General features: G+C 63.2%; 21 protein-coding genes. 10 read left to right on the top strand and 11 right to left on the bottom strand.

What is annotated here, in order from left to right:
• Positions 1-83 precede the first annotated feature (83 nt).
• From DK261_RS12010 to DK261_RS12000, 3 genes are all read right to left on the bottom strand, one after another.
• Entirely contained in the window at positions 84-1,013 is a 930-nt protein-coding gene (locus tag DK261_RS12010) for an SdiA-regulated domain-containing protein (protein ID WP_110175752.1), read from the bottom strand.
• 190 nt (positions 1,014-1,203) lie between these two features.
• Entirely contained in the window at positions 1,204-1,869 is a 666-nt protein-coding gene (locus DK261_RS12005; protein ID WP_028683527.1) for a fumarylacetoacetate hydrolase family protein, read from the bottom strand.
• Positions 1,870-1,924: 55 nt separating this feature from the next.
• A complete protein-coding gene (locus DK261_RS12000; protein ID WP_016702901.1) occupies positions 1,925-3,319 on the bottom strand; it encodes an FAD-binding oxidoreductase in 1,395 nt (464 codons plus the stop codon).
• 204 nt (positions 3,320-3,523) lie between these two features.
• Here DK261_RS12000 and serA point away from each other — a divergent pair, with 204 nt between their 5' ends.
• On the top strand, positions 3,524-4,753 hold the full coding sequence (gene serA, locus DK261_RS11995) for a phosphoglycerate dehydrogenase (protein ID WP_110175751.1): 1,230 nt from the start codon (positions 3,524-3,526) through the stop codon (positions 4,751-4,753).
• A gap of 88 nt (positions 4,754-4,841) precedes the next feature.
• Here serA and DK261_RS11990 read toward each other — a convergent pair whose 3' ends face one another.
• On the bottom strand, positions 4,842-5,279 hold the full coding sequence (locus DK261_RS11990) for a DUF4399 domain-containing protein (RefSeq protein WP_009051365.1): 438 nt from the start codon (positions 5,277-5,279) through the stop codon (positions 4,842-4,844).
• Positions 5,280-5,412: 133 nt separating this feature from the next.
• On the opposite strand from DK261_RS11990, the gene DK261_RS11985 reads away from it, so the two are divergent.
• Positions 5,413-6,186, top strand: a complete 774-nt coding sequence (locus DK261_RS11985) for a transporter substrate-binding domain-containing protein (RefSeq protein ID WP_041985003.1) — start codon at positions 5,413-5,415, stop codon at positions 6,184-6,186.
• A gap of 96 nt (positions 6,187-6,282) precedes the next feature.
• Here DK261_RS11985 and DK261_RS11980 read toward each other — a convergent pair whose 3' ends face one another.
• On the bottom strand, positions 6,283-6,765 hold the full coding sequence (locus DK261_RS11980) for a DUF523 domain-containing protein (RefSeq protein ID WP_038636011.1): 483 nt from the start codon (positions 6,763-6,765) through the stop codon (positions 6,283-6,285).
• Between the two features lie 2 nt (positions 6,766-6,767).
• Positions 6,768-7,400 carry a 2OG-Fe(II) oxygenase gene (locus DK261_RS11975; protein WP_009051368.1) on the bottom strand — a complete coding sequence of 211 codons (633 nt, stop codon included), beginning with the start codon at positions 7,398-7,400 and terminating at the stop codon, positions 6,768-6,770.
• Between the two features lie 171 nt (positions 7,401-7,571).
• On the opposite strand from DK261_RS11975, the gene DK261_RS11970 reads away from it, so the two are divergent.
• A complete protein-coding gene (locus DK261_RS11970; protein ID WP_016702898.1) occupies positions 7,572-8,324 on the top strand; it encodes a DUF2059 domain-containing protein in 753 nt (250 codons plus the stop codon).
• 117 nt (positions 8,325-8,441) lie between these two features.
• On the opposite strand, the gene DK261_RS11965 is transcribed toward DK261_RS11970, so the two are convergent.
• Entirely contained in the window at positions 8,442-9,365 is a 924-nt protein-coding gene (locus DK261_RS11965) for an alpha/beta hydrolase (RefSeq protein WP_110175750.1), read from the bottom strand.
• A 109-nt stretch (positions 9,366-9,474) separates the two neighbouring features.
• On the opposite strand from DK261_RS11965, the gene DK261_RS11960 reads away from it, so the two are divergent.
• On the top strand, positions 9,475-10,053 hold the full coding sequence (locus DK261_RS11960) for a DUF6436 domain-containing protein (RefSeq protein WP_009051371.1): 579 nt from the start codon (positions 9,475-9,477) through the stop codon (positions 10,051-10,053).
• A 107-nt stretch (positions 10,054-10,160) separates the two neighbouring features.
• Positions 10,161-12,572 carry a penicillin acylase family protein gene (locus DK261_RS11955; protein ID WP_110175749.1) on the top strand — a complete coding sequence of 804 codons (2,412 nt, stop codon included), beginning with the start codon at positions 10,161-10,163 and terminating at the stop codon, positions 12,570-12,572.
• Positions 12,573-12,860: 288 nt separating this feature from the next.
• Here the strand turns inward: DK261_RS11955 and DK261_RS11950 are convergent, their stop codons facing one another.
• The 4 genes from DK261_RS11950 to DK261_RS11935 all read right to left on the bottom strand — a co-directional run bounded on the left by DK261_RS11950 (position 12,861) and on the right by DK261_RS11935 (position 16,814).
• Positions 12,861-13,751 carry an ABC transporter permease subunit gene (locus DK261_RS11950; protein WP_110175748.1) on the bottom strand — a complete coding sequence of 297 codons (891 nt, stop codon included), beginning with the start codon at positions 13,749-13,751 and terminating at the stop codon, positions 12,861-12,863.
• Positions 13,748-14,629, bottom strand: a complete 882-nt coding sequence (locus DK261_RS11945) for an ABC transporter permease subunit (RefSeq protein WP_164485211.1) — start codon at positions 14,627-14,629, stop codon at positions 13,748-13,750. The genes DK261_RS11950 and DK261_RS11945 overlap by 4 nt, the downstream gene beginning before the upstream one ends.
• A gap of 44 nt (positions 14,630-14,673) precedes the next feature.
• On the bottom strand, positions 14,674-15,816 hold the full coding sequence (locus DK261_RS11940; RefSeq protein WP_009048285.1) for an ABC transporter ATP-binding protein: 1,143 nt from the start codon (positions 15,814-15,816) through the stop codon (positions 14,674-14,676).
• A 236-nt stretch (positions 15,817-16,052) separates the two neighbouring features.
• On the bottom strand, positions 16,053-16,814 hold the full coding sequence (locus tag DK261_RS11935; RefSeq protein ID WP_110175747.1) for a gamma-glutamyl-gamma-aminobutyrate hydrolase family protein: 762 nt from the start codon (positions 16,812-16,814) through the stop codon (positions 16,053-16,055).
• A gap of 265 nt (positions 16,815-17,079) precedes the next feature.
• Between DK261_RS11935 and DK261_RS11925 the strand changes: the two genes are divergently transcribed.
• The 5 genes from DK261_RS11925 to DK261_RS33530 all read left to right on the top strand — a co-directional run.
• Positions 17,080-18,456 carry a glutamine synthetase family protein gene (locus DK261_RS11925; RefSeq protein WP_009048287.1) on the top strand — a complete coding sequence of 459 codons (1,377 nt, stop codon included), beginning with the start codon at positions 17,080-17,082 and terminating at the stop codon, positions 18,454-18,456.
• Positions 18,457-18,489: 33 nt separating this feature from the next.
• Positions 18,490-19,980, top strand: a complete 1,491-nt coding sequence (locus tag DK261_RS11920) for an aldehyde dehydrogenase (RefSeq protein ID WP_028682243.1) — start codon at positions 18,490-18,492, stop codon at positions 19,978-19,980.
• Positions 19,981-20,035: 55 nt separating this feature from the next.
• Positions 20,036-21,316 carry an FAD-binding oxidoreductase gene (locus DK261_RS11915; RefSeq protein ID WP_177411709.1) on the top strand — a complete coding sequence of 427 codons (1,281 nt, stop codon included), beginning with the start codon at positions 20,036-20,038 and terminating at the stop codon, positions 21,314-21,316.
• A gap of 351 nt (positions 21,317-21,667) precedes the next feature.
• Complete coding sequence (locus DK261_RS11910) at positions 21,668-22,216, top strand: cupin domain-containing protein (RefSeq protein ID WP_009043206.1); 549 nt, start codon at positions 21,668-21,670, stop codon at positions 22,214-22,216.
• Positions 22,217-22,366: 150 nt separating this feature from the next.
• Positions 22,367-23,390, top strand: a 1,024-nt coding sequence (locus DK261_RS33530; RefSeq protein ID WP_256597577.1) for a PAAR domain-containing protein, incomplete at its 3' end; no start/stop codon positions are given.

The following is a 23,390-nucleotide window of genomic DNA, read 5'->3' as shown; positions in this document are numbered from 1 at the left end:
AAATATCACAGCCGGATGAATTTAAACTTAATCGCAGCGGGCGTATGCCAGATTATGGCCTTTTGCCGCTAGAAACTGCTGAATCAGTGCTTCTCAAAGCGATAGAACAGGTTGGGTTCGCTGACCATGTACAGGTTGCCCAGCTCATCCATGGCCACGCCCTCGGCCCGCGGAATGGTGTCTTTCAGGCCGTTGAAACCGCCCAGCAAGGTCATGAAGCTGACCTGCTCGCCGGTTTCGTCCAGCTCCAGCAGCATGTGCGAATCGGCGGACAGCACCAGGGTATGACCGGTGCGTGGGTCGATGCTCAGGGCGGACAGGTTGCGCAGGTCCAGCTCATCGCTTTCCAGCTTCTGCTTGTCGCCCTTGAGGGTCTGGCTGCCGTCGCTGTTCCAGATGAACAGCGCCGGCGGACGCTCCTCGCCCAGCAGCAACTGCTGCTTGCGCGGGTCCCAGGCCACGGCTTCGAACGCCTTGTTCTGGTCCTGAGAGGGCCCCAGGTCGTATTTCGGGAAGTCGGAAATGTTCAGCTCGCGGGTATTGGCATCCACCTTGACGATGGTCAGCAGGTGATCGCGCTCGTCGACGATCCCCAGCAGGCCGTTCTCCATGACCGTCACCCCTTCCGGGTTGCTCCAGCCCACCAGCGGCATCTTGCGCAGCACATCGCCCTGCAGGTTCAGCTCGACCAGGAACGGGTTCTTGCCCATCACCGAAAACAGGGTCTTGGTCTGCGGGTTGTAGGCCAGGTCGGAGGCCTCGTCCTTCTCCATGCCCGGCAGCACCTTGGCGTCGATCACCGCGCGGTAATCCGGCAGCCAGACACTTTCCTGGCGCTCGGCCGGAGTTTCGAAACGCTCCAGCACCCAGAGCAGGCCACGGTCGTCCCAGTGCATGGCGATCGCAATGCCATACATCACCACGCCCGACAGCAACAGCCAGGAATACCAGCGCATGTGGAACAAACCGCGACGACGAACCGTTTGAAGCTCGGGGGTGTGAGGCATGGACATGGGGAGCGCGTTCCAGAAAACCAGCTATGGGTAATAGCACATCGGGGCAGACTCAGACGTCTGTAATCGGAAAATTATCCAGAACGGATGTGAAAAAAACGGCAAAGGGTCTGAAACGCCCCAGATGCCAGTACTTTCGCTGAAGAGGCCCGCCCATTGCAGGCGAGCCTCGCGTCGAAAACCGGCTGGATCAGCTGACGCGACTTTCGAAGCGGCTGACGCCCGGCAGCTCCAGCACCAGCTCATCGCCTACGTTCAACGGCCCCACACCCACCGGCGTGCCAGTCAGGATCACGTCGCCCGCCTGCAGGGAGAAGCAGCCGGCCATGTACTGGATCATCGGTACGATCGGGTTGAGCATGATGCTGCTGTTGCCGTCCTGGCGGACTTCGCCGTTGATGGTCAGGCGAATATTGATGTCGGTCAGGTCCGGGAAGGTGCTGCCGACCACGAATGGCGCCAGCACGCAGGCGCCGTCGAAGCACTTGGAGATTTCCCAGGGCAGCCCCTTGGCCTTGAGCTCGGCCTGCTTGTCGCGCAGGGTCAGGTCCAGGGCCGGGGCGAAACCGGAGATGGCATCCAGCACTTCCTCACGGCTGGGCTTGGTCGACAGCGGCTTGCCGATCAGTACCGCGATTTCCGCCTCGTAATGCACGGAGCCACGTTCGGTGGGGATGGCAAAGCCGCCTTCCAGCGGCACCACGCAACTGCCCGGCTTGATAAACAGCAGCGGCTCGGTCGGCACCGGATTGTCCAGTTCCTTGGCGTGCTCGGCATAGTTGCGCCCGATGCACACGATCTTGCCGACCGGGAAATGAATACGGGTACCGTCGACATACTGGTGCTGATAGCTCATTACCGACTCCTGCTCGTTTGGTTCATCAGGTACCGCTGCTTGAGTGACCCTGGGGTCAAACAGCGAAAATCTTGCCCGGGTTCATGATGCCGTTCGGGTCGAACACCGCCTTGACCGCCTTCATGTAATCGATTTCCACCGGCGAACGGCTGTAGGTCAGGTAATCGCGCTTGGTCATGCCCACGCCGTGCTCGGCAGAAATCGAGCCGTTGTACTTCTCGACGGTTTCGAACACCCACTTGTTGACGGTGGCGCACTTGGCGAAGAACTCGTCCTTGCTCAGGTCATCCGGCTTGAGGATGTTCAGGTGCAGGTTGCCGTCACCGATGTGGCCATACCAGACCACTTCGAAGTCCGGATAGTTTTGCGCGACGATCGCGTCAATATCCTTCAGGAAAGCCGGCACCTTCGACACGGTGACCGAAATGTCGTTCTTGTACGGTGTCCAGTGCGAGATGGTTTCGGAGATGTACTCGCGCAATTTCCACAGGTTCTGCAGTTGCTGCTCGCTCTGGCTCATCACGCCGTCCAGCACCCAGCCCTGCTCCACGCAGTGCTCGAAGGTGGCCAGGGCGTCGTTGGCCACGTCCTCGTTGCTGGCTTCGAACTCCAGCAGCACATAGAACGGGCAATCGGTCTCGAACGGCGCCGGCACATCACCGCGGCCGAGGATCTTGGCCAGGGCCTTGTCGGAGAAGAATTCGAAGGCGGTCAGGTCGAGCTTGCCCTGGAAAGCATGCAGCACCGGCATGATCGAGTCGAAATCCGGAGTCCCGAGCACCATCGCCGTGAGGTTGTTCGGCGCGCGCTCCAGGCGCATGGTGGCCTCGACCACGAAACCCAGGGTGCCCTCGGCACCGATGAACAGCTGGCGCAGGTCGTAGCCGGTGGCGTTCTTGACCAGGTCCTTGTTCAGTTCCAGCAGGTCGCCCTTGCCGGTGACCACCTTCATCCCGGCCACCCAGTTGCGGGTCATGCCGTAGCGAATCACCTTGATCCCGCCGGCATTGGTGGCGATATTGCCGCCAATCTGGCTGGAACCGGCGGAAGCGAAGTCCACCGGGTAATACAGGCCGTTTTCTTCGGCGCGGTTCTGCAACTGCGCGGTCACCACGCCCGGCTGGCAGACCGCGGTGCGGTCGGTCAGGTTCAGGTCGAGGATCTGGTTCATGTAGTCGAAAGACACCACCACTTCGCCATTAGCTGCCACCGCCGCGGCCGACAAGCCGGTACGGCCGCCGGACGGCACCAGCGCGACCTTGTGCCGGTTGGCCCAGCGCACGATGGCCTGGACCTGCTCGATGGTCTTGGGAAAGACGATGGCGCTCGGCGCCGGCGCGAAGTGTTTGGTCCAATCCTTGCCGTAAGCGTTCAGGGAGTCGGCGTCGGTCAGGACCTTGCCAGCCTCGACCAGGGTCTTCAGCTCATCAATCAGCGCAGGATTGGTCATCGACAGAACTCTCGAACAATTCATGGTCATCCTGAGAACGCTTCACGTCGCAGGAACGAGTGTTTCGCGGGGTCCGTATGCTAGCATACGACCCCCCGCAGAATAGTGCCGAAGGGCGTTCTGCGGCGACGGCTTTCCTGCCGTCCGGGTCAGCATCTGTTGACCATTTCCTGCCATTTTTCTCCGGGACACAGGTTTACGCAGATGAGCAAGACTTCTCTCGATAAGAGCAAGATCAAGTTCCTTCTTCTCGAAGGCGTCCACCAATCGGCTGTCGACGTCCTCAAGGCCGCGGGCTACACCAGTATCGAGTACCTCACCGGTTCTCTGCCGGAAGCCCAGCTGAAGGAAAAGATCGCCGATGCGCACTTCATCGGCATTCGCTCCCGCACCCAACTGACTGAAGAAATCTTCGATCACGCGAAGAAGCTCGTTGCTGTTGGCTGCTTCTGCATCGGCACCAACCAGGTCGACCTCGACGCGGCTCGCGAGCGCGGCATCGCGGTGTTCAACGCACCGTACTCCAACACCCGTTCCGTAGCCGAACTGGTGCTGGCCGAAGCGATCCTGCTGCTGCGCGGTATCCCAGAGAAGAACGCCTCCTGCCACCGTGGCGGCTGGATCAAGAGCGCGGCCAACTCCTTCGAGATCCGTGGCAAGAAGCTGGGCATCGTCGGCTACGGCTCGATCGGCACCCAACTGTCGGTCCTGGCCGAAGGCCTGGGGATGCAGGTGTTCTTCTACGACACCGTGACCAAGCTGCCACTGGGTAACGCCACCCAGGTCGGCAACCTGCACGATCTGCTGGGCATGTCCGACATCGTCACCCTGCACGTCCCGGAAACCGCTGCCACCCAGTGGATGATCGGCGAGAAGGAAATCCGCGCCATCAAGAAAGGCGGCATCCTGATCAACGCCGCGCGCGGCACCGTGGTCGAGCTGGACCACCTGGCCGCGGCGATCAAGGACAAGCACCTGATCGGCGCCGCCATCGACGTGTTCCCGGTGGAGCCACGCTCCAACGACGAAGAGTTCGAAAGCCCGCTGCGTGGCCTGGACAACGTGATCCTGACCCCGCACATCGGTGGCTCGACCGCCGAAGCCCAGGCCAACATCGGCCTGGAAGTGGCGGAGAAGCTGGTCAAGTACAGCGACAACGGTACTTCGGTATCGTCCGTGAACTTCCCGGAAGTGGCCCTGCCGGCTCACCCTGGCAAGCACCGCCTGCTGCACATCCACGAGAACATCCCGGGTGTGATGAGCGAGATCAACAAGGTCTTCGCGGAAAACGGCATCAACATCTCCGGTCAGTTCCTGCAGACCAACGAGAAGGTTGGCTATGTGGTGATCGACGTCGACGCCGAGTACTCGGAGCTGGCGCAAGAGAAACTGCAACACGTCAACGGCACCATCCGCAGCCGCGTGCTGTTCTAAGCGCTCGCTGGCAATGAAAAAGGGAAGCCCTGGGGCCTCCCTTTTTATTTACAGGCAGTTATTTACAGGCAGTTTTTGCCGTCCGCACTTACTTGACGGTGATGGTGATCTTTTCCGAAACGATTGGCGGGTCGAACGGCACGTGGTTCTTGTCGCCCAGCTCCAGCTGCAGGGTGTGCTTGCCCGGGGCCAGGGTCAGCTCGGTTTCGGTCTGGGCCTTGCCGAAGTGGATGTGCTGGGCGTCGGCCGGGATCGGCATGTTTTCGGCCGGCAGCTTGTCGACGTCGACCAGCAGGTGGTGGTGCCCGGTGTGCGGAGTCTGGTCGCCGGCGGGCGCCAGGGAGATGTCGCTGACGCCGAACTTGACCTTGAAGGTCTTGGCCACGGTATCGCCATTGACCGGGGTGACGATAAAGACAGAAGCGCCTTCCGGCGCCTTGGTGCGAGGAATATCCGCCGCAGAAGCCAACATCGAAGCCCCCAGCATCAGGCCGGCCAATGCAGCACGAGATATAAAGGTTTTCATTCTATTCTCCAGTTTTTCCGCAAAATCGGTACGGTTATGACAACTTCGTGGCATATCGTTGTCGAAGGGCAATCAACACCATAGCAAAGCGAGCCTGAACAGCGCATCGCACATATAAATTCAAGGAGTGACCATGCGTTTCCTGCCTGGCCTGATACTTTTGCTACCTCTTGTGAGCACTTACGCTCAAGCCGAACTGATCGACGATGTGAATGACCGCGGGGAACTGCGTATCGCCCTGGAAGCCAATACCCCACCCTTCAACTTCAAGGACGACGGCAAGCTCACCGGCTTCGAAGTCGAGCTGGGCCAACTGCTCGCCCGCGAGCTGGATGTGCGGGCGGACTTCGTAGTCACCGACGCCGCCGACCTGCTGCCAGGCGTCGAAAGCGGCCGCTACGACATCGCCATCAATCACATAGCAATGACTCCAGAACTCAAGGATCGTTTCGACTTCAGCGAGCCTTACAGCTATTCCAGCGCACAATTGATCGTACGCAAGGAAGAAGAGCGCACGCTGGGCAGCCTGCAGGCGCTCCAGGGCCAGGCACTGGGCGTGGCCCAGGGCAGCCAGTTCGTCGAGCAGGCGCGCACCGTGGAAGGCATCGACCTGCGCAGCTACCCGAACGCCCAGCAGCCGATCAAGGATGTGGCGGACAAGCAGCTCGACGCCGCCATCAGCGACCGCCTGCTGATCCCCTACGCCATTCGCGACAGCCGCCTGCCGGTGAAGGAAGGCGCCAAGGTCGGGCCGACCCTGAGCCTGGCGATCCCGTTCCAGAAAGGTAATCCGGCGTTCCAGGCGAGCCTCGACGGCGCGCTGCAGCGCATCAAGGCCGATGGCCGGCTGATGGCGTTGTCGGAAAAATGGTTCGGCATGGATGCGAGCAAGCCACCCAAGCCTTGATGCTGTAATCGCTGCAGAAGGCTGCGGCTGCGCAGAAGGTGATATCGCTGAAGTCCTGCGGACCTTTCGCAGCCTGCGGCAGCGGCTACAGGGGCGTTAGAGCGAGGCCAGGGCCGCGGCGGCCTCGGCCAGTTCCAGCTCGCTGAAGACTTGCACCCCGGCGCGCTTGAGCAAGGCGGCGGTGACGCCCTCGCCGCTGACCTTGACCCCACTGAAGCTGCCGTCGTAGGTCAGCAGGTTGCCGCACGACGGGCTGTTGGCCTTGAGCACGGCGATGCGAATCCCGTGTTCGCGCACCAGTTCCAGCGCCTGCCGGGCACCGCTGAGGAATTCGGCGCTGACATCTTCGCCCTCGGTGGTGATGACCTGCGCCAGGCCATCGAGCACTTCGCCGCCCTGCCCTCCGGGTATTTCCGCCGCCGCCCGTGGCGTCGGCAAGCCGCCGGCGACTTCCGGACACAACGCGACCACCCGCCCTTCGGTCTGCCAGCTCGCCAGTTGATCGAACGGCCCGCTGGCGCCACCGTCGTAACGCACGCGGTGGCCCAACAGGCAGCGACTGACCAGGATCTTGTGCATGATCAGAACGGCTCGTTGCCGCGCCGGCGGAACCAGCCCGTCAGGGACAGGCGCTCGCGGGTCGCGGGCAGGACTTCATGGGGCACCTCGCCGGAGAGGAACACCACCAGCCGGCCGCCAGCGGGATCCACGTCGTATTCGCTTTCGCCATCGAAGTACATGCGCAGTTGCCCGCCCTGCTCCGGCAGCCAGTCCTGGTTGAGGTAGATCACCGCCGACACCATGCGCCGGTCATCGTCGCGGAAACGGTCGACGTGCTTGAGGTAGAACGCACCTGGCGGGTACAGCGCGAAATGGCTTTCGAAGTCTTCCAGGCCGAGGAACAACCCACGGTTCAGCGCCTCGCGCAGGCTGTCCATCAAGCCCAGGTAGGTATCGCAGCAGTCGGCCTGGCCGGGCTCGAGCCACTGGATGTGATCGCCACGGATCCCCTCGCGAATCTCCTGCGCCGGGCCACGGCCAACCGCCGCCGGCGCCAGCTCACCTTCGGCCGCGCGCTTGCGGCACTCGGCCGCCAGCTCCAGGGTCAGGGCTTCTGGCAGGAAGATGTTCTGCTGCGACCAGCCACGGGTGGCCAGGTCATCGACAATGCGTAACAGCAGTGGGTGATCAGAGGGTATTTGCATGGCGCGCATAGTATCCACACCCAGATGAATCCGACAGATCATCTCGATAATTCTGACCAAGCAGCCTGGCGCTGTCTCTGTTCGTCGTTCGATCGGACAGTTTGCGTACTGAACCTGATACGAATTCTCGACAACCATCGCCTTGCCCCGGAGAATAGTGGGCTGCCGACAGGAGTCCTTATGCGCCGTTTGCTTTTTTCACTGTTGATGTTCTGTGTATTGCCCGCCTGGGCAGACGGCCACGACCAGTTGTACAAGGTCGCCGGCTGGCCGGAACAACGTGCGCATTTCAACGATGCCCTCACCGCTGCCCAGCAGCGTTACCAGAATAGCCTGCCGCCAGCGGTCTATCAGGCGCTGGTCAATAACAGCAACCAGCGCTTCGCCCCGCAGGCCATGGACCGCCGTGCCCAGGCGCAGCTGCGGCAGAACCTCGCCGATCCGAAACCGGCCCTGGCGTTTTTCCAGTCGCCGCTGGGGCGCAAGATCGTCGCCGCCGAACTGCTGGCGACCCGCCGCGACCAGTTGGCGAAAAATGCCCAGGGCCTGCCGAAGATGCAGGCCAGCGACACCCGTCAATTGATCATCGGCCACCTGGCCCAGGCGCTGCCGGCCCGTGAAGCCGGCGCGGAAGTCAGCCTGGCGATCGCCGGCGTGGCCGCCGACAGCCTGAGCCAGATGATCCCCGGCCTATTGGGGGCCGGCCAGGCGCAGAACATGCTCAATGGCCAGCGCCAGCGGCTGATGGCGCAGATCGGCAACGACCTGAACAACACCCTGCTGTACGTCTATCGCGACCTGTCCGACCCGGAGTTGGAAGAGTTCGCCAACTTCGCCGAATCCGCCGAAGGCAAGGCCTACTACCAGGCCGCCCTGGCCGCGATCCGCGCCGGGCTGGCTGTCGGCCAGAGCACTTCCAGCCTCGCACCCTGACCTGTAGCCGCTGCCGCAGGCTGCGATAGGTCCGAAGGACCTCAGCGGTCGCGAGATCGCCGCGTCCGTACCAGTCAGCCCGAGCCTTCGGCAGCGGCTACAGACGCATGAATCCGTTCAAAGATGCTGGTTGAGGAAAGCGAAGTATTCCTGGCGAATGCGCGCCGCCTCGTTCGCCAGGTGATGCCGCGCCTCGGGCAGCATCAGCACCTGGGGCTGCTGGAACTTCTGCCGGATCACCTGCAGGTTGTGCTGCCAATCCACCGTCATGTCCGCCTGCCCCTGAACGATCAAGAGCTGCCGACTGCTGCGCGGGGCCAGCTCGATGCGCTTGATCCATTGCGCCAACGCCCCGACCCAGGCGGTCGGCAGGCGCAACGGCTGCAACGGGTCGCGCTGCAGGAACGGCAGGAAATCGGGATCGGTGGAGTTCTCGCTGAAGCGCCGGGCGATGCCTTTGACGAAAGGCCGGAGCATGTAATAGCTGAGCTTCGACCAGCCCCAGGCACGCGGGCGTACCAGCGGCGACAGCAGGATCACCTGGCCCTGGGCCGGGCTCTGGGCACCCTGGTTGAGCAGGTGATCGATCACGATCGCACCGCCCGTGCTTTGCCCGCACAGGTGCCAGGGCTGGGGCAGATCGAGGGACCGGGCCTCGTCGAACAAACCTTGCAGCACCGCCTGGTACACCGCGAAATCATCGATGCTGGCGCGCTCGCCGCTGGACAGGCCGTGGCCCGGCAAGTCGCAGGCAATCACCGCCCACTGCCGCTCCAGCGCCCACTCGATCACATGCCGGTACAAGCCCATGTGATCGTAGAAACCGTGCAACAGAAACAAGGTCGCCACCGGCTGTTCGGGCCACCAGACCTGGCCGACCACGTCAAAACCGCCGACCGAAAAACGCCCCAGCCCACGCTTGACCGGCAGATCCAGCCCATAGAAACGCTGATAGGCCTGCGCCTGCGCCGAGAGCGGCTGCGCCTCAGCCAGGGGCCGCAGGCTGGCGCGCAGAAGGTCGGGGTCGAAGGTCGCAGGCATAAGGGTTTTCCCAGGGTGGCGCGGAACGCGAAACAGGCTTTATCGGCCTGCGATATTCATCTGTCGGGGCAAGCATGGCAAGCTACGCGACCTTCGAGGAATGATCCGTATGCGTCTGCCCTACCGCACGACCCTGCTTGCCAGCCTGCTCGCCCTCCTGTGCGCCGGGGTGCTGTGGGTCGCCTACGACTGGTTCCAGGGACGTTTCCTGCGGACCTTCAGCGAACACACCGCGGTATTTTCCGGCGACCCGCTGCAACTGCCTCCTGGCCTAGCCGGCGAAGGCGTCATCCGCCTGGTGCACTTCTGGGACCCGGCCTGCCCGTGCAATGTCGGCAACCAGCAGCACCTGGCCGAGCTGATCGAGCACTACGGCCCGCAGGGCGTGGAGTTCTACTCGGTACAGAAGGCCGGCAGCCACGGCCAGTTGCCCGCCACCCTGAGCCGCCTGAAAGTCCTCGACGGCCTGCCCGGCTCGGAGCAGATCCCCGCCAGCCCGGCCGTGGCGATCTGGGACCGCAACGGCACCCTGGCCTATTTCGGCCCCTACAGCGAAGGCCTGACCTGCAACTCCAGCAACAGCTTTATCGAACCTATCCTCCAGGCCCTGCACGAAGGCCGTACGGTGAGCGCCACCCACACCTTGGCGGTGGGCTGTTATTGTCCATGGCCGAAACAGACGGATTAAGGCATTCCTGACTTTTCCCAGACAACGGATGCCCGGCACAGAAGGCCTGTGCTAAATGTTTGCCCTCCCCCACGGCAGGCAAATCGCAGAAAGAACAAGGAGTCACCATGAAACGCAGCCTGACCGTACTCGTCGTCCTGATCCTCGCTCTTGTCGCGGGCGGGGGCTGGTACCTGTACAGCAAGCAGCCGTCGCGCCAGGGCCAGGTCGAGCTGGAGCGCCTGCAGGGCTCGGTCACGGTGCGTTACGACGAACGCGGCGTGCCGCATATCCGCGCGGAAAACGAAACCGACCTGTACCGCGCGCTGGGCTATGTCCACGCCCAGGACCGGCTGTTCCAGATGGAAGTCATGCGGCGCCTGGCCCGTGGTGAGCTGGCCGAGATACTCGGCCCCAAACTGCTCGACACCGACAAACTGTTCCGCAGCCTGCGCATCCGCGAGCGCGCCGACAGCTACGTCGCCGGGCTGGATCGCCAGTCCCCCGCCTGGAAGGGCCTGCAAGCCTACCTGGACGGGGTCAACCAGTATCAGAACAGCCACCCGCAACCGATCGAGTTCGACGTCCTCGGCATTCCCAAGCGCTCCTTCACCGCCGAAGACAGCATCAGCGTCGCCGGCTACATGGCCTACAGCTTCGCCGCGGCCTTCCGCACCGAGCCGCTGCTGACCTACGTGCGCGACCAGCTCGGCAGCGACTACCTGAAAGTCTTCGACCTCGACTGGCAGCCCAAGGGTGCCCTGGCCAAGGGCCGTGGCCCGCTGGCGCCGAGCCTGGCCGCCAGCGACTGGCAGGACCTGGGCACCATCGCCCGGCTGAGCGAACAGGCCCTGGCCGACGCCGGCCTGCCGCAATTCGAGGGCAGCAACGCCTGGGCGGTGTCCGGCAGCCGCACCAAGAGCGGCAAGCCATTGCTGGCCGGCGACCCGCACATCCGCTTCGCGGTGCCGTCGGTGTGGTACGAAGCCCAGCTGTCGGCGCCGGGCTTCGAGCTCTACGGTCATCACCAGGCGCTGGTGCCCTTCGCCTTTCTCGGCCACAACCTGGACTTCGGCTGGAGCCTGACCATGTTCCAGAACGACGACCTGGACCTGATCGCCGAGAAGGTCAACCCGAACAACGCCAACCAGGTCTGGTACCGCGGCAAGTGGGTCGACCTGGTCAACAGCGAGCAGCAGATCGCGGTGAAGGGCCAGCCGCAGGTCACCCAGATCCTGCGCCAGTCGCCCCACGGGCCGATCATCAACGACGTGCTCGGGGCCAATGCCGGCAAGACGCCGATCGCCATGTGGTGGGCCTTCCTCGAGACGCCGAACCCGATCCTCGACGGCTTCTACCAGCTCAACCGCGCCGACACCCTGGCCAAGGCCCGCAGCGCCGCGTCCAAGGTCCAGGCGCCGGGCTTGAACATCGTCTGGGCCAACGCCAAGGGCGATATCGGCTGGTGGGCCGCGGCGCTATTGCCCAAGCGCCCGATTGGCGCCAAGGGCGCGTTCATCCTCGATGGCAGCACCTCGCTGGCGGACAAAGAAGGCTTCTACCCGTTCAGCGCCAACCCGCAGGAAGAAAACCCGGCGCGCGGCTATATCGTTTCGGCCAACTTCCAGCCGGTCTCGCCCACCGGCATGGAAATTCCCGGTTACTACAACCTCGCCGACCGCGGCCAGCAACTGGACCGCCAGCTCAGTGACAAGAGCGTGAAGTGGGATATCGAAGCCAGCCAGAAACTCCAGCTGGGCACCACCACCGCCTACGGCCCGCGCCTGCTGGCGCCGCTGCTGCCAGTGTTGCGCGAAGTGGTGAGCGACCCGCAGGAACTCAAGCTGGTGGAGCAGCTGGCGCAGTGGAAAGGCGACTACCCGCTGGACTCCACCAGCGCCACCCTGTTCAACCAGTTCCTATTCAACCTCACCGACGCAGCCTTCCACGACGAGTTGGGCGACGCCTTCTTCGACACCCTGCTGTCCACCCGGGTGATCGACGCCACGCTGCCACGCCTGGCCGCCTCCGCCGACTCGCCCTGGTGGGACAACCGCAACACGCTCGGCCGGGAAAGCCGCGCCGACACGGTCAGGGTTGCCTGGCGCACTAGCCTCGCTCATCTCAAGGCGACCTTTGGCGACGACTCGAGCAAATGGCTGTGGGGCCAGGCGCATACCCTGACCCACGGCCACCCGCTGGGCCTGCAGAAACCCCTGGACCGGGTTTTCAACGTCGGCCCGTTCGCCGCGCCGGGCACCCACGAGGTGCCCAACAATCAATCGGCCAAGATCGGCCCGGCGCCCTGGCCGGTGACCTACGGCCCTTCAACCCGGCGCCTGATCGACTTCGCCGACCCGGCCCACAGCCTGACCGTCAACCCGGTCGGGCAAAGCGGTGTGCTGTTCGACAAGCACTATCAGGACCAGGCCGAGGCCTATATCGAAGGGGTGTACCAGCAGGCGCACTTCAACGAAGAAGAAGTCATGGCCAATACCCACAGCACCCTGAAACTGTTGCCGGCGCGGGCGGCACAGTAAGCCTCACGGTGAACGATGCATAACCTGCAGGAGCCAGCTTGCTGGCGAAGCGGCGGCGGCGGAAAACGATGTGCTGGATGCCAAGACCCGCGAGCTGAAGCGCTTTCGAAGCTATCACTGTAGCCGCTGCCGCAGGCTGCGATCGACCGGAACGGTCGCAGCGGTCTCAAGGTCGCCGAGGTCCTTCGGACCTATCGCAGCCTGTGGCAGCGGCTACCCCCGAAAACGACATCGCCCCTGAACAGGGGCGATGTCTTGTCACGGTCAAAGCCTTCCGGCTGTTGCCTATCAGGCCGCTTCCGGGGCCTGTGCGCGGCGCACGTCCGGCTGTTTCCAGGAATCGGCCGCGGCCTCTTCGATGGCTTGCTGGATGGCGCGCTTGCGGCGCTCTTCGGCCTGACGGCTGAAGTACCAGACCAGGAAAGTCACCAGCGACACCGCCAGCAGGATCAGGCTGGCCACCGCGTTGATCTCCGGTTTCACCCCGAGGCGCACCGCCGAGAACACTTCCATCGGCAGGGTGGTGGAACCCGGGCCGGAGACGAAGCTCGCCAGCACCAGGTCGTCCAGGGACAGGGCGAAGGACATCATGCTACCGGCCGCCAGCGACGGAGCGATCATCGGGATGGTGATCAGGAAGAACACCTTCCACGGCCGCGCACCCAGGTCCATGGCCGCCTCTTCGATGGACAGGTCCAGCTCACGCAAGCGCGCGGAGACTACCACGGCCACATAGGCGGCGCAGAATGTGGTGTGGGCGATCCAGATGGTGACGATGCCACGCTCCTGCGGCCAGCCGATCATCTGCGCCATGGCCACGAACAGCAGCAACAGCGACAGGCCGGTGATCACCTCCGGCATCACCAGCGGCGCGGTGACCAGGCCACCGAACAAGGTGCGGCCCTTGAAGCGGGTGACCCGGGTCAGCACAAAGGCCGCCAGGGTGCCCAGGGCCACCGCGGCGATCGCGGTGTAGCAGGCGATCTCCAGGGAACGCACCACCGAACCCATCAACTGCTGGTTGTCCAGCAGGCCGACGTACCACTTCACCGACCAGCCGCCCCAGACTGTCACCAGCTTGGAAGCGTTGAACGAGTAGATCACCAGGATCAGCATCGGCAGGTAAATGAACGCCAGGCCGAGCACCAGCATCAGGCTGGAAAATCCGAAACGTTTCATGCCCGTCCCTCCATCTCTTTGGCCTGGCTGCGGTTGAACAGCAGGATCGGAATAATCAGGATCGCCAGCATCACCACCGCCAGGGCGGAGGCCACCGGCCAGTCACGGTTGTTGAAGAACTCCTGCCACAGCACGCGGCCGATCATCAGGGTCTCGGGGCCGCCCAGCAGTTCGGGAATCACGAACTCGCCGACCACCGGGATGAACACCAGCATGCAACCGGCAATGATGCCGTTCTTGGCCAGGGGCACGGTGATCTTCCAGAAGTTGTTGAAGTTGCTCGAACCCAGGTCCGACGCGGCTTCCAGCAGGCTCTGGTCGTGCTTGACCAGGTTGGCGTACAGCGGCAGCACCATGAACGGCAAATACGCGTACACCACCCCTATGTAGACCGCGGTGTTGGTGTTGAGGATTTCGATCGGTGCCGAGGTCAGGCCGCTCCACATCAGGAAGCCGTTGAGCAAACCGTTGTTGCTGAGGATGCCCATCCAGGCATAGACGCGGATCAGGATCGCGGTCCAGGTCGGCATCATGATCAGCAGCAGCAAGACGTTCTGCGTTTCCTTGCTGGCCTTGGTGATCGCGTAGGCCATGGGGAAGCCGATCACCAGACACATCAGGGTGCTGAGCAGGGCGACTTTCAGCGAGCCGAGGTAGGCCGAGATGTACAGCTCGTCACCCACCAGCAACGCGTAGTTGCCGACGTTGAGCAGCAGCTGGAATTTCTGTTCGGCGAAGCTGTAGATCTCCGAGTAAGGGGGAATGGCCAGGGCCGCTTCCGAGAAGCTGATCTTCATCACCAGGAAAAACGGCAGCATGAAGAACAGGAACAGCCAGAGGAATGGAATGCCGATCACCAGCTTGCGACCGCTGGGCAGCACACGGGTCAAACGCTGATTGAGAGTGCTCATGGTTGACGTACTCATGTGCGCAGTACCACGCCGCTGTCGTCTTCCCACCACACGTACACCTGGTCGTCCCAGGTCGGCCGCGCGCCACGGCGTTCGGCGTTGGCCATGAACGACTGGACGATCTTGCCGCCAGGCAGTTCGACGTAGAACACCGAATGCCCGCCGAGGTAGGCGATGTCATGCACCTTGCCCTGGGACCAGTTGTAGCGGTGCTCGGGCCGGGTGGTGCTGACCAGCATCTTTTCCGGGCGGATGGCGTAGGTCACCGACTTGTCCTGCACCGAGGTGCTGACGCCGTGGCCGACGTAGATCTTCTGTTCCAGCTCCGGGCAGTGGATCACCGCGTGGCCTTCCAGGTCTTCGATGACGGTGCCGTCGAAGGCGTTCACGTTGCCGATGAACTCGCAGACCATGCGGCTGACCGGGGCCTCGTAGATGTCCACCGGGCTGCCGATCTGGGCGATCCAGCCCAGGTGCATGATGGCGATGCGCTGGGCCATGGTCATGGCCTCTTCCTGATCGTGGGTCACCATCACGCAGGTCACGCCGACGCGCTCGATGATCTCCACCAGTTCCAACTGCATCTGCGAACGCAGCTTTTTATCCAGGGCGCCCATGGGTTCGTCGAGCAACAGCAGCTTCGGCCGCTTGGCCAGGGAGCGGGCCAGGGCCACGCGCTGGCGCTGGCCGCCGGACAGCTGGTGCGGTTTGCGCTTGGCGTACTGGGTCATGTGCACCAGCTTGAGCATCTCGGCCACGCGGGCATCGATCTCGGCCTTGGGAATCTTGTCCTGCTGCAGGCCGAAGGCAATGTTCTGGGCCACGGTCATGTGTGGGAACAGCGCATAGGACTGGAACATCATGTTGATCGGCCGCTCGTAGGGCGGCATGTCGGTGATGTCCACGCCGTCCAGGTAGATACGCCCCTCCGTCGGTCGCTCGAAGCCCGCCAGCATGCGCAGCAGGGTGGACTTGCCGGAACCCGAGCCACCGAGCAGGGCGAAGATCTCGCCCTGGTGAATGTCCAGGGACACGTCGTCCACGGCCACGGTTTCATCGAACTTCTTGGTCACGCGGTCGACTCTCACCAGCACCTTCTGCGGTTGCGGGTGACCTTCCAGAGCCTTTCTGTACGTGCTGGAGGCGTTTGCCATGTGGAACTCCCAACAGATGTCAGTCGTCGGGCCAAAACGGCCCGGCTTAATAGATGGATGACAAACCCGTGGTGGCGGGTTTATTCGGCGCTGCCGTCCTGGCGGCCTGACGCTGGTTCTTGTTCTCGTATTGCTGGGTGTGGCTTGAACCGCCCCAGAGGCCAAGGCGGGCGCACAAGGGCGCACCGCCGCCGGCCGGGGGGCGTGGCAGTCAATTTCGCGGGTGAAGCTTTTAGTCAGTGGCCGTTGCGCTGCGCCGCCCGTTGCCGGCAGGCATCGCCGAAGGCCTGGAAGATCCGCAGGTAGACCGGGTTCGACAGCACCTGCCATTCCGGATGCCACTGCACGCCCAGGGCAAAGGCCGCGCTGTGTTCGACCGACACTGCTTCGATCAGGCCGTCCGGCGCCAGGGCCTCGGCGCGCAGGCCGGGGGGCAGGCGGTCGATGCCCTGGCTGTGGATCGAGTTGACCTGGAATTCCTGGGGCAGGTCCAGGGCCTGGAACACGCCGCCCGGTTGCACCCTGACGGCATGGGCGGGGGCGTATTGCACGGCCAGGTCCGGGTGGTCGGCCTCGCGGTGATCGAGATAGCCCGGCAACTCATGGACCTTCTGGTGCAGGCTGCCGCCGAAGGCCACGTTCATCTCCTGGAAGCCGCGGCAGATGCCCAGCACCGGCACGCCGGCGGCAATCGCCGCGCGCAGCAGGGGCAGGGTGGTGGCATCGCGCTGGGGATCGTGGGCGGTGCCCGGTTCGCTGGCCGGGCCCTGATAGTGGAAGGGCTCCACATTCGATGGCGAGCCGGTGAACAGCAGGCCGTCCAGGTTCTGCAGCAGAGCCTCGGTATCGATGAGGTCCGCCAGGGAAGGAATGATCAGGGGCAGGCCCTCGGCCGCGCTGCTGACAGCACGCAAGTACTTGTCGCCGCTGACGTGGTAGGGGTGCAGCCCGATCTCTTTGACGCACGCAGTAACGCCGATCAATGGCTTGAATGCCATTTTTATCACCTCGAAATTCACGCTGGAACGAGTTTTTCGAGAGCTTATCCTCGTTGATTTTAATTAACAACTTCTGTGTAAAAAATTCTAAACGTAATTCGTCGGATACTCAGTGTCTGTGAGCGTTTTGCCTGTTGGTTCGGCCATAAATGGCAAAATATTTAACGATGATGGCCCTCTGTTCGCTATTGACTTCACTTTTCCTTTCGGATTGACTGCTGCCACGAAACCGCTTTGAACATAATAATTAACACATAGGTGCATCATGTCGGTCCCACTGCGTGCCGTTCAGCTCAACGAAGCCAACGCTTTCCTGAAGAACCATCCCGAGATCCTCTACGTCGACCTGCTGATTGCCGACATGAACGGCGTGGTGCGCGGCAAGCGCATCGAACGCACCGCCCTGCACAAGGTGTACGAGAAGGGCATCAACCTGCCGGCCTCGCTGTTCGCCCTGGACATCAACGGCTCCACCGTGGAAAGCACCGGCCTGGGCCTGGACATCGGCGACGCCGACCGCATCTGCTACCCGATCCCCGGCACCCTGAGCGTCGAGCCCTGGCAGAAGCGCCCGACCGCGCAACTGCTGATGACCATGCACGAGATCGAAGGCGAGCCGTTCTTCGCCGACCCTCGCGAGGTGCTGCGGCAGGTGGTGAGTAAATTCGACGCCCTGGGCCTGACCATCTGTGCGGCCTTCGAGCTGGAGTTCTACCTGATCGACCAGGACAACGTGAACGGTCGTCCGCAGTCACCGCGCTCGCCGATTTCCGGCAAGCGTCCGCAGTCGACCCAGGTCTACCTGATCGATGACCTGGACGAATACGTCGACTGCCTGCAAGACATCCTCGAAGGCGCCAAAGAGCAGGGCATCCCCGCCGACGCCATCGTCAAGGAAAGCGCTCCGGCGCAGTTCGAAGTCAACCTGCACCACGTCTCCGACCCGATCAAGGCCTGCGACTACGCGGTGCTGCTCAAGCGCCTGGTGAAGAACATCGCCTACGACCATGAGATGGACACCACCTTCATGGCCAAGCCGTACCCGGGCCAGGCCGGTAACGGCCTGCATGTGCACATCTCGATTCTCGACAAGCAAGGCAACAACATCTTCGCCAGCGACGACCCGGAAACCAACGACGCCCTGCGCCACGCCATCGGCGGCGTATTGGAAACCCTGCCGGCGCAGATGGCCTTCCTCTGCCCGAACGTCAACTCCTACCGCCGTTTCGGTGCGCAGTTCTACGTGCCGAACTCGCCGAGCTGGGGCATCGACAACCGCACCGTGGCCGTGCGCGTGCCGACAGGTTCCGCGGATGCGGTGCGCATCGAACACCGCGTGGCCGGCGCCGACGCCAACCCTTACCTGCTGATGGCTTCGGTACTGGCCGGTATTCACCACGGTCTGACCAACAAGATCGAGCCCGGCGCGCCGGTGGAAGGCAACTCCTACGAGCAGAACGAACAGAGCCTGCCGAGCAACCTGCGCGACGCCCTGCGGGTGCTGGACGACAGCGAGGTGATGGCCAAGTACATCGATCCGATGTACATCGACGTGTTCGTCGCCTGTAAGGAAAGCGAGCTGGCCGAGTTCGAAAACTCGATCTCCGACCTCGAATACAACTGGTACCTGCACACGGTCTGACGGCCGTTCCTTTTCCTGCGTTGAGTATTTGCCATGACTAAATCCCGCAGCGACTGGGAGCAGCGCTTCCAGTCCTTGACCCTCGAAGGTCGCGCCTTTATCGACGGCCAGTATTGCCACGCCGCCAGCGCGGCCACCTTCGAATGCATCAGCCCGGTGGACGGGCGTTTCCTGGCCAACGTCGCCAGCACCGACGAGGCCGACGCCAACCGGGCGGTGCAGGTGGCGCGCCAGGCATTCGAGTCCGGCGTCTGGTCGCGCAAGGCGCCGGCCGAGCGCAAGCGCGTGCTGATCCGCTTTGCTGATTTGATTCTCGAGCACCAGGAAGAACTGGCGCTCCTGGAAACCCTGGACATGGGCAAGCCCATCGGCGACTCCCTGAGCATCGACGTGCCGGCCACCGCCAACGCGATCCGCTGGAGCGCCGAGGCCGTCGACAAGATCTATGACGAAGTGGCGGCCACGCCCCACGATCAACTGGGCCTGGTGACGCGCGAGGCTTCCGGCGTGGTGGCGGCCATCGTGCCGTGGAACTTCCCGCTGATCATGGCCAGCTGGAAATTCGCCCCGGCCCTGGCAGCGGGCAACTCGTTCATCCTCAAGCCTTCGGAAAAGTCGCCGCTGACCGCGATCCGCATCGCCCAGCTGGCGCTGGATGCCGGCATCCCCAAAGGCGTGTTCAACGTGCTGCCGGGCTACGGCCACACCGTCGGCAAGGCCCTGGCCCTGCATATGGACGTGGACGTGCTGGCCTTTACCGGCTCCACCGCGGTGGGCAAGCAACTGCTGGTGTACTCCGGGCAGAGCAACATGAAGCGCGTCTGGCTGGAGGCGGGCGGCAAGAGCCCCAACGTGGTGTTCGCCGACGCGCCGGACCTGCGCGCGGCAGCGGAGGCGGCGGCCAGCGCCATCGCCTTCAACCAGGGCGAAGTCTGCACCGCCGGCTCGCGCCTGCTGGTGGAGCGCTCGATCCGCGATCAATTCATTCCGCTGCTGGTGGACGCCATCAAGGCCTGGAAACCCGGGCATGCCTTGGACCCGGAGACCCGCGTCGGCGCGCTGGTGGATCAGCGTCAGTTGGACAACGTGCTGCGTTACATCGGCATCGGCAAGGAGCAGGGCGGCCAACTGCTGGCCGGCGGCGCGCGGACCCTGGAAAGCACCGGCGGGCTGTATGTCGAGCCGACCATTTTCGATGGCGTGACCAACGCCATGACCATCGCCCGCGAAGAGATCTTCGGCCCGGTGCTGTCGGTGATCAGCTTCGACACCGAGGAAGAAGCACTGACGATCGCCAACGACAGCATCTTCGGCCTCGCCGCCGGGGTCTGGACCAGCAACCTCAGCCGTGCCCACCGCTTCGCCCGTGGCCTGCGCGCCGGCAGCGTGTGGGTCAACCAGTACGACGGCGGCGACATGACCGCGCCGTTCGGCGGCTTCAAACAGTCGGGCAATGGTCGCGACAAGTCGCTGCATGCCTTCGACAAGTACACCGAGCTGAAAGCGACCTGGATCAAGCTCTGACTCTTATAACAACGGCGGGGCTGGCTGCAGCTGGCACCCGCTGGAGAATTCGATAATGCAAACCTACGTAAACAGCTACTACGCCGCGACCCGCAACCAGACCACTGACTTTCCGGTATTGGAAGAAATGGTCGAGTGCGACGTCTGCGTGATCGGCGCCGGCTACACCGGCCTGTCCTCGGCGCTGTTCCTCGCCGAGGCGGGCTACAGCGTCACCGTGCTCGAGGCGGCCAAGGTCGGCTTCGGCGCCAGCGGGCGCAACGGCGGGCAACTGGTCAACTCCTACAGCCGCGACGTCGACGTGATCGAGTCGCGCTACGGCGAGAAAAGCGCCGAAGTGCTGGGCAGCATGATCTTCGAAGGCGCCGACATCATTCGCCAGCGCATCCAGCACTACGACATCCAGTGCGACTACCGCCCGGGTGGCATCTTCGCCGCCATGAACAAGAAGCAGCTCAAGGGCCTGGCCGAACAGAAGGCCAGCTGGGAGCGCTACGGCAACAAGAATCTGAAGCTGCTGGATAAGGCGCAGATCGCCCAGGAAGTCGGCTCCGACGCCTACGTCGGCGGCCTGCTGGACATGCAGGGCGGGCACATCCACCCGCTGAACCTGGCCCTGGGCGAAGCCAGCGCCATCATCGGCCTGGGCGGCAAGATCTTCGAGCAGTCGGCGGCGGTGGAAATCACCTACGGCGAGCCGAACATCGTGCGCACCGCCAAGGGCGTGGTCCGCGCCAAGTACCTGCTGATCGCCGGCAACGCCTACCTGCAGCAGGATCTCGACCCTCGGGTGACGCGCAAGAGCATGCCGTGCGGCTCGCAGATTGTGGTCACCGAACCGCTGTCGGAGAAAATGGCCCGCAGCCTGATCCGCAACAACTACTGCGTCGAAGACTGCAACTACCTGCTGGACTACTACCGCCTCACCGCCGACAACCGCCTGCTGTACGGCGGCGGCGTGGTCTACGGCGCCCGTGAGCCGAACGACATCGAACAACTGATCCGGCCGAAGATCCTCAAGACCTTCCCCCAGCTCAAGGACGTGAAGATCGACTACCGCTGGACCGGCAACTTCCTGCTGACCATGTCGCGCATGCCGCAATTCGGCCGCATCGAAAAGAACGCCTACTACATGCAGGGCTACAGTGGCCACGGCGTCACCTGCTCGCACCTGGCCGGCAAACTGATCGCCGAAATGATCCGCGGCGACGCCGAACGCTTCGACGCCTTCGCCTCGCTACCGCACATGCCGATGATCGGCGGCCGCACCTTCCAGGCCCCGTTGACCGCCATGGGCGCCGCGTACTACGCGCTGCGCGACCGCTTCGGCATCTGATCCCGATACGCTTCCTGCGTTTGCCCGCGCTTGCGCGGGCTTTTTTCAGCCCCGAAACCCGCCCCGAACCCGCAAACCTGTAGCCGCTGCCGCAGGCTGCGATGAGGGCCGAAGGCCCTCCCGAGGCCCGAAAGAACACCGCCGCTTTTCAACGCCTGGCACGCCCCACGACAAGGCCAATCACCACCGTCGGCCACCGCTACAGCTCCACCCACAAACGTGATTTAATAGCCGCCTTTCAGGTTCCGGGGCCACTGGATCGGCGAACTTCGCAACTAAACTTCGCAACTAAAAGTCACCGGCCGCACTCCAACTTGCAACACCCCCACGTACACCTCACACAAGGCTGCTATGGACACGGGCACTCGACTCAAACTCGTTCGCGAAAGCTACAAACTGTCCCAGCGCGAGCTGGCCCGGCGCAGCGGCGTGACCAACGCCACCATCTCCCTGATCGAACAGAACCGCGTCAGCCCCTCGGTCAGCTCCCTGAAAAAACTCCTCGAAGGCATCCCCATGTCCCTGGCGGACTTCTTCACCTTCGACCAGCCCCCGCGCGAACACCAATACGTCTTCCGCGCCAACGAACAACCCGACCTCGGCCGCGACGGCGCCCGCCTGCTGCTGATCGGCGCCGCCCTGCCAACCCGCCAGATGCGCTTCCTGCGCGAACAATACGCCCCTGGCGCCAGCTCCGGCGACGAGCCGATCGTGCACAGTGAAGGGGAGGAGTGCGGCCTCGTCACCCGCGGCACCGTGGAATTGACGGTGGACGGGCAGGTGAGCGTGCTGAACCCGGGGGATGGGTATTATTTTCCGACCACCTTGCCGCATAAGTTTCGCAATATTGGGCAGGATGAGGCGGAGATTATTAGTGCGAATACGCCGGCGAATTTCTGAGCCGGGATCGTCTTCCCCGATCACGAGCGGCCCTCCACAGCCGCTCACCCGTTTTTAAGAATCGCCTTAAAGTCTACGCCCCGGGTCCTGCGCTAGCGTCCCCTGTCTTCCAGACGGGAGGCACTTTCACCCTTAGCGCAAGGACACGCCATGATTTCCTCAGCTCGCCTCGGCGATAGCCATGTCTGCCCAATGCCGGGACACGGCACCACCCCCATCGTTTCCGCCGCCATGGACGTCAGCATCAACGGCATGGGCTCCGCCCGGGTCGGTGACACCTGTGGCTGCGGTGCTGTCATCACCACCGGCTTCCCCTCGATTGTGATCAACGGTCGGCCCATGGCCCATCTTGGCAGCCCCACCAGTCATGGTGGCACCATCACCACTGGCTCCAGCGATACCTTCGGCGGCTTCATCTTCGCCCCTGCGCCCGGAGCGGCCATCGTCAACTTCGCCACTCTGGGCGCCATCCGCGCCGATGGCACGGTAGACGAACAACGCATGGCCTCCTTGCTGGCCGACCCAGCGCTCATCGAAAAAGCCGAGGCCGCCAACGCTCTGGTCAACTCACCGGTCGCGCCCGCTGCGCCCATGGCCAGCCTGCAAGAAGGGATCGAGCCGGGATTTCATATCGTCGAACAGCCCATGTCCCGCTCGGCACTGGAATCCTTACTCTTCGCCGAACCCAATAGCGCAGTACTAGAGAAATTCCGTACCCTCAACCCACAGCTCACTCATTACGCCAAGCCAGGCCAACTGATCGTCCTGAGCGACCCGGCTAACTTCCAATGTACCCGTGAGGAAGCCTGGTTGATGGAAGCAGCAGCAAAGGTCAACGCGGCACTGGAACCGATGAGCGACGAAGAGGCCAGCTTTCTGGCGCGCAATCGTTATCTATTGGAGTCCTTTGCTTCCCAGGGATCGACCGCGATGGGCGTTGGCGCCTCGATGTTCGCCAAGCACCTGGAGGATGTGAAAGCTTCGCTGCGGGAAATCGAGAGCCTGCATAAACGCAGTTTTCAGCAACATGGGCACCTGCGTTCCGCCGAGTTTTTTGCCGAGCGCAAGCGGCTGCTGGCTCAGTTGGATACTCGACTGACTACCTTTACTCGAGCGGGGATTGGTTTTCCGGAGCATCCGAAGTTGAAAACGGCTTTGGGAATTTCCAGTCGCA

This window comes from Pseudomonas sp. RW409, assembly GCF_003184125.1.
GTDB classification, from domain to species: Bacteria; Pseudomonadota; Gammaproteobacteria; order Pseudomonadales; family Pseudomonadaceae; genus Aquipseudomonas; species Aquipseudomonas chlororaphis_I.
This window is presented reverse-complemented; position numbering and strand designations above follow the sequence as displayed.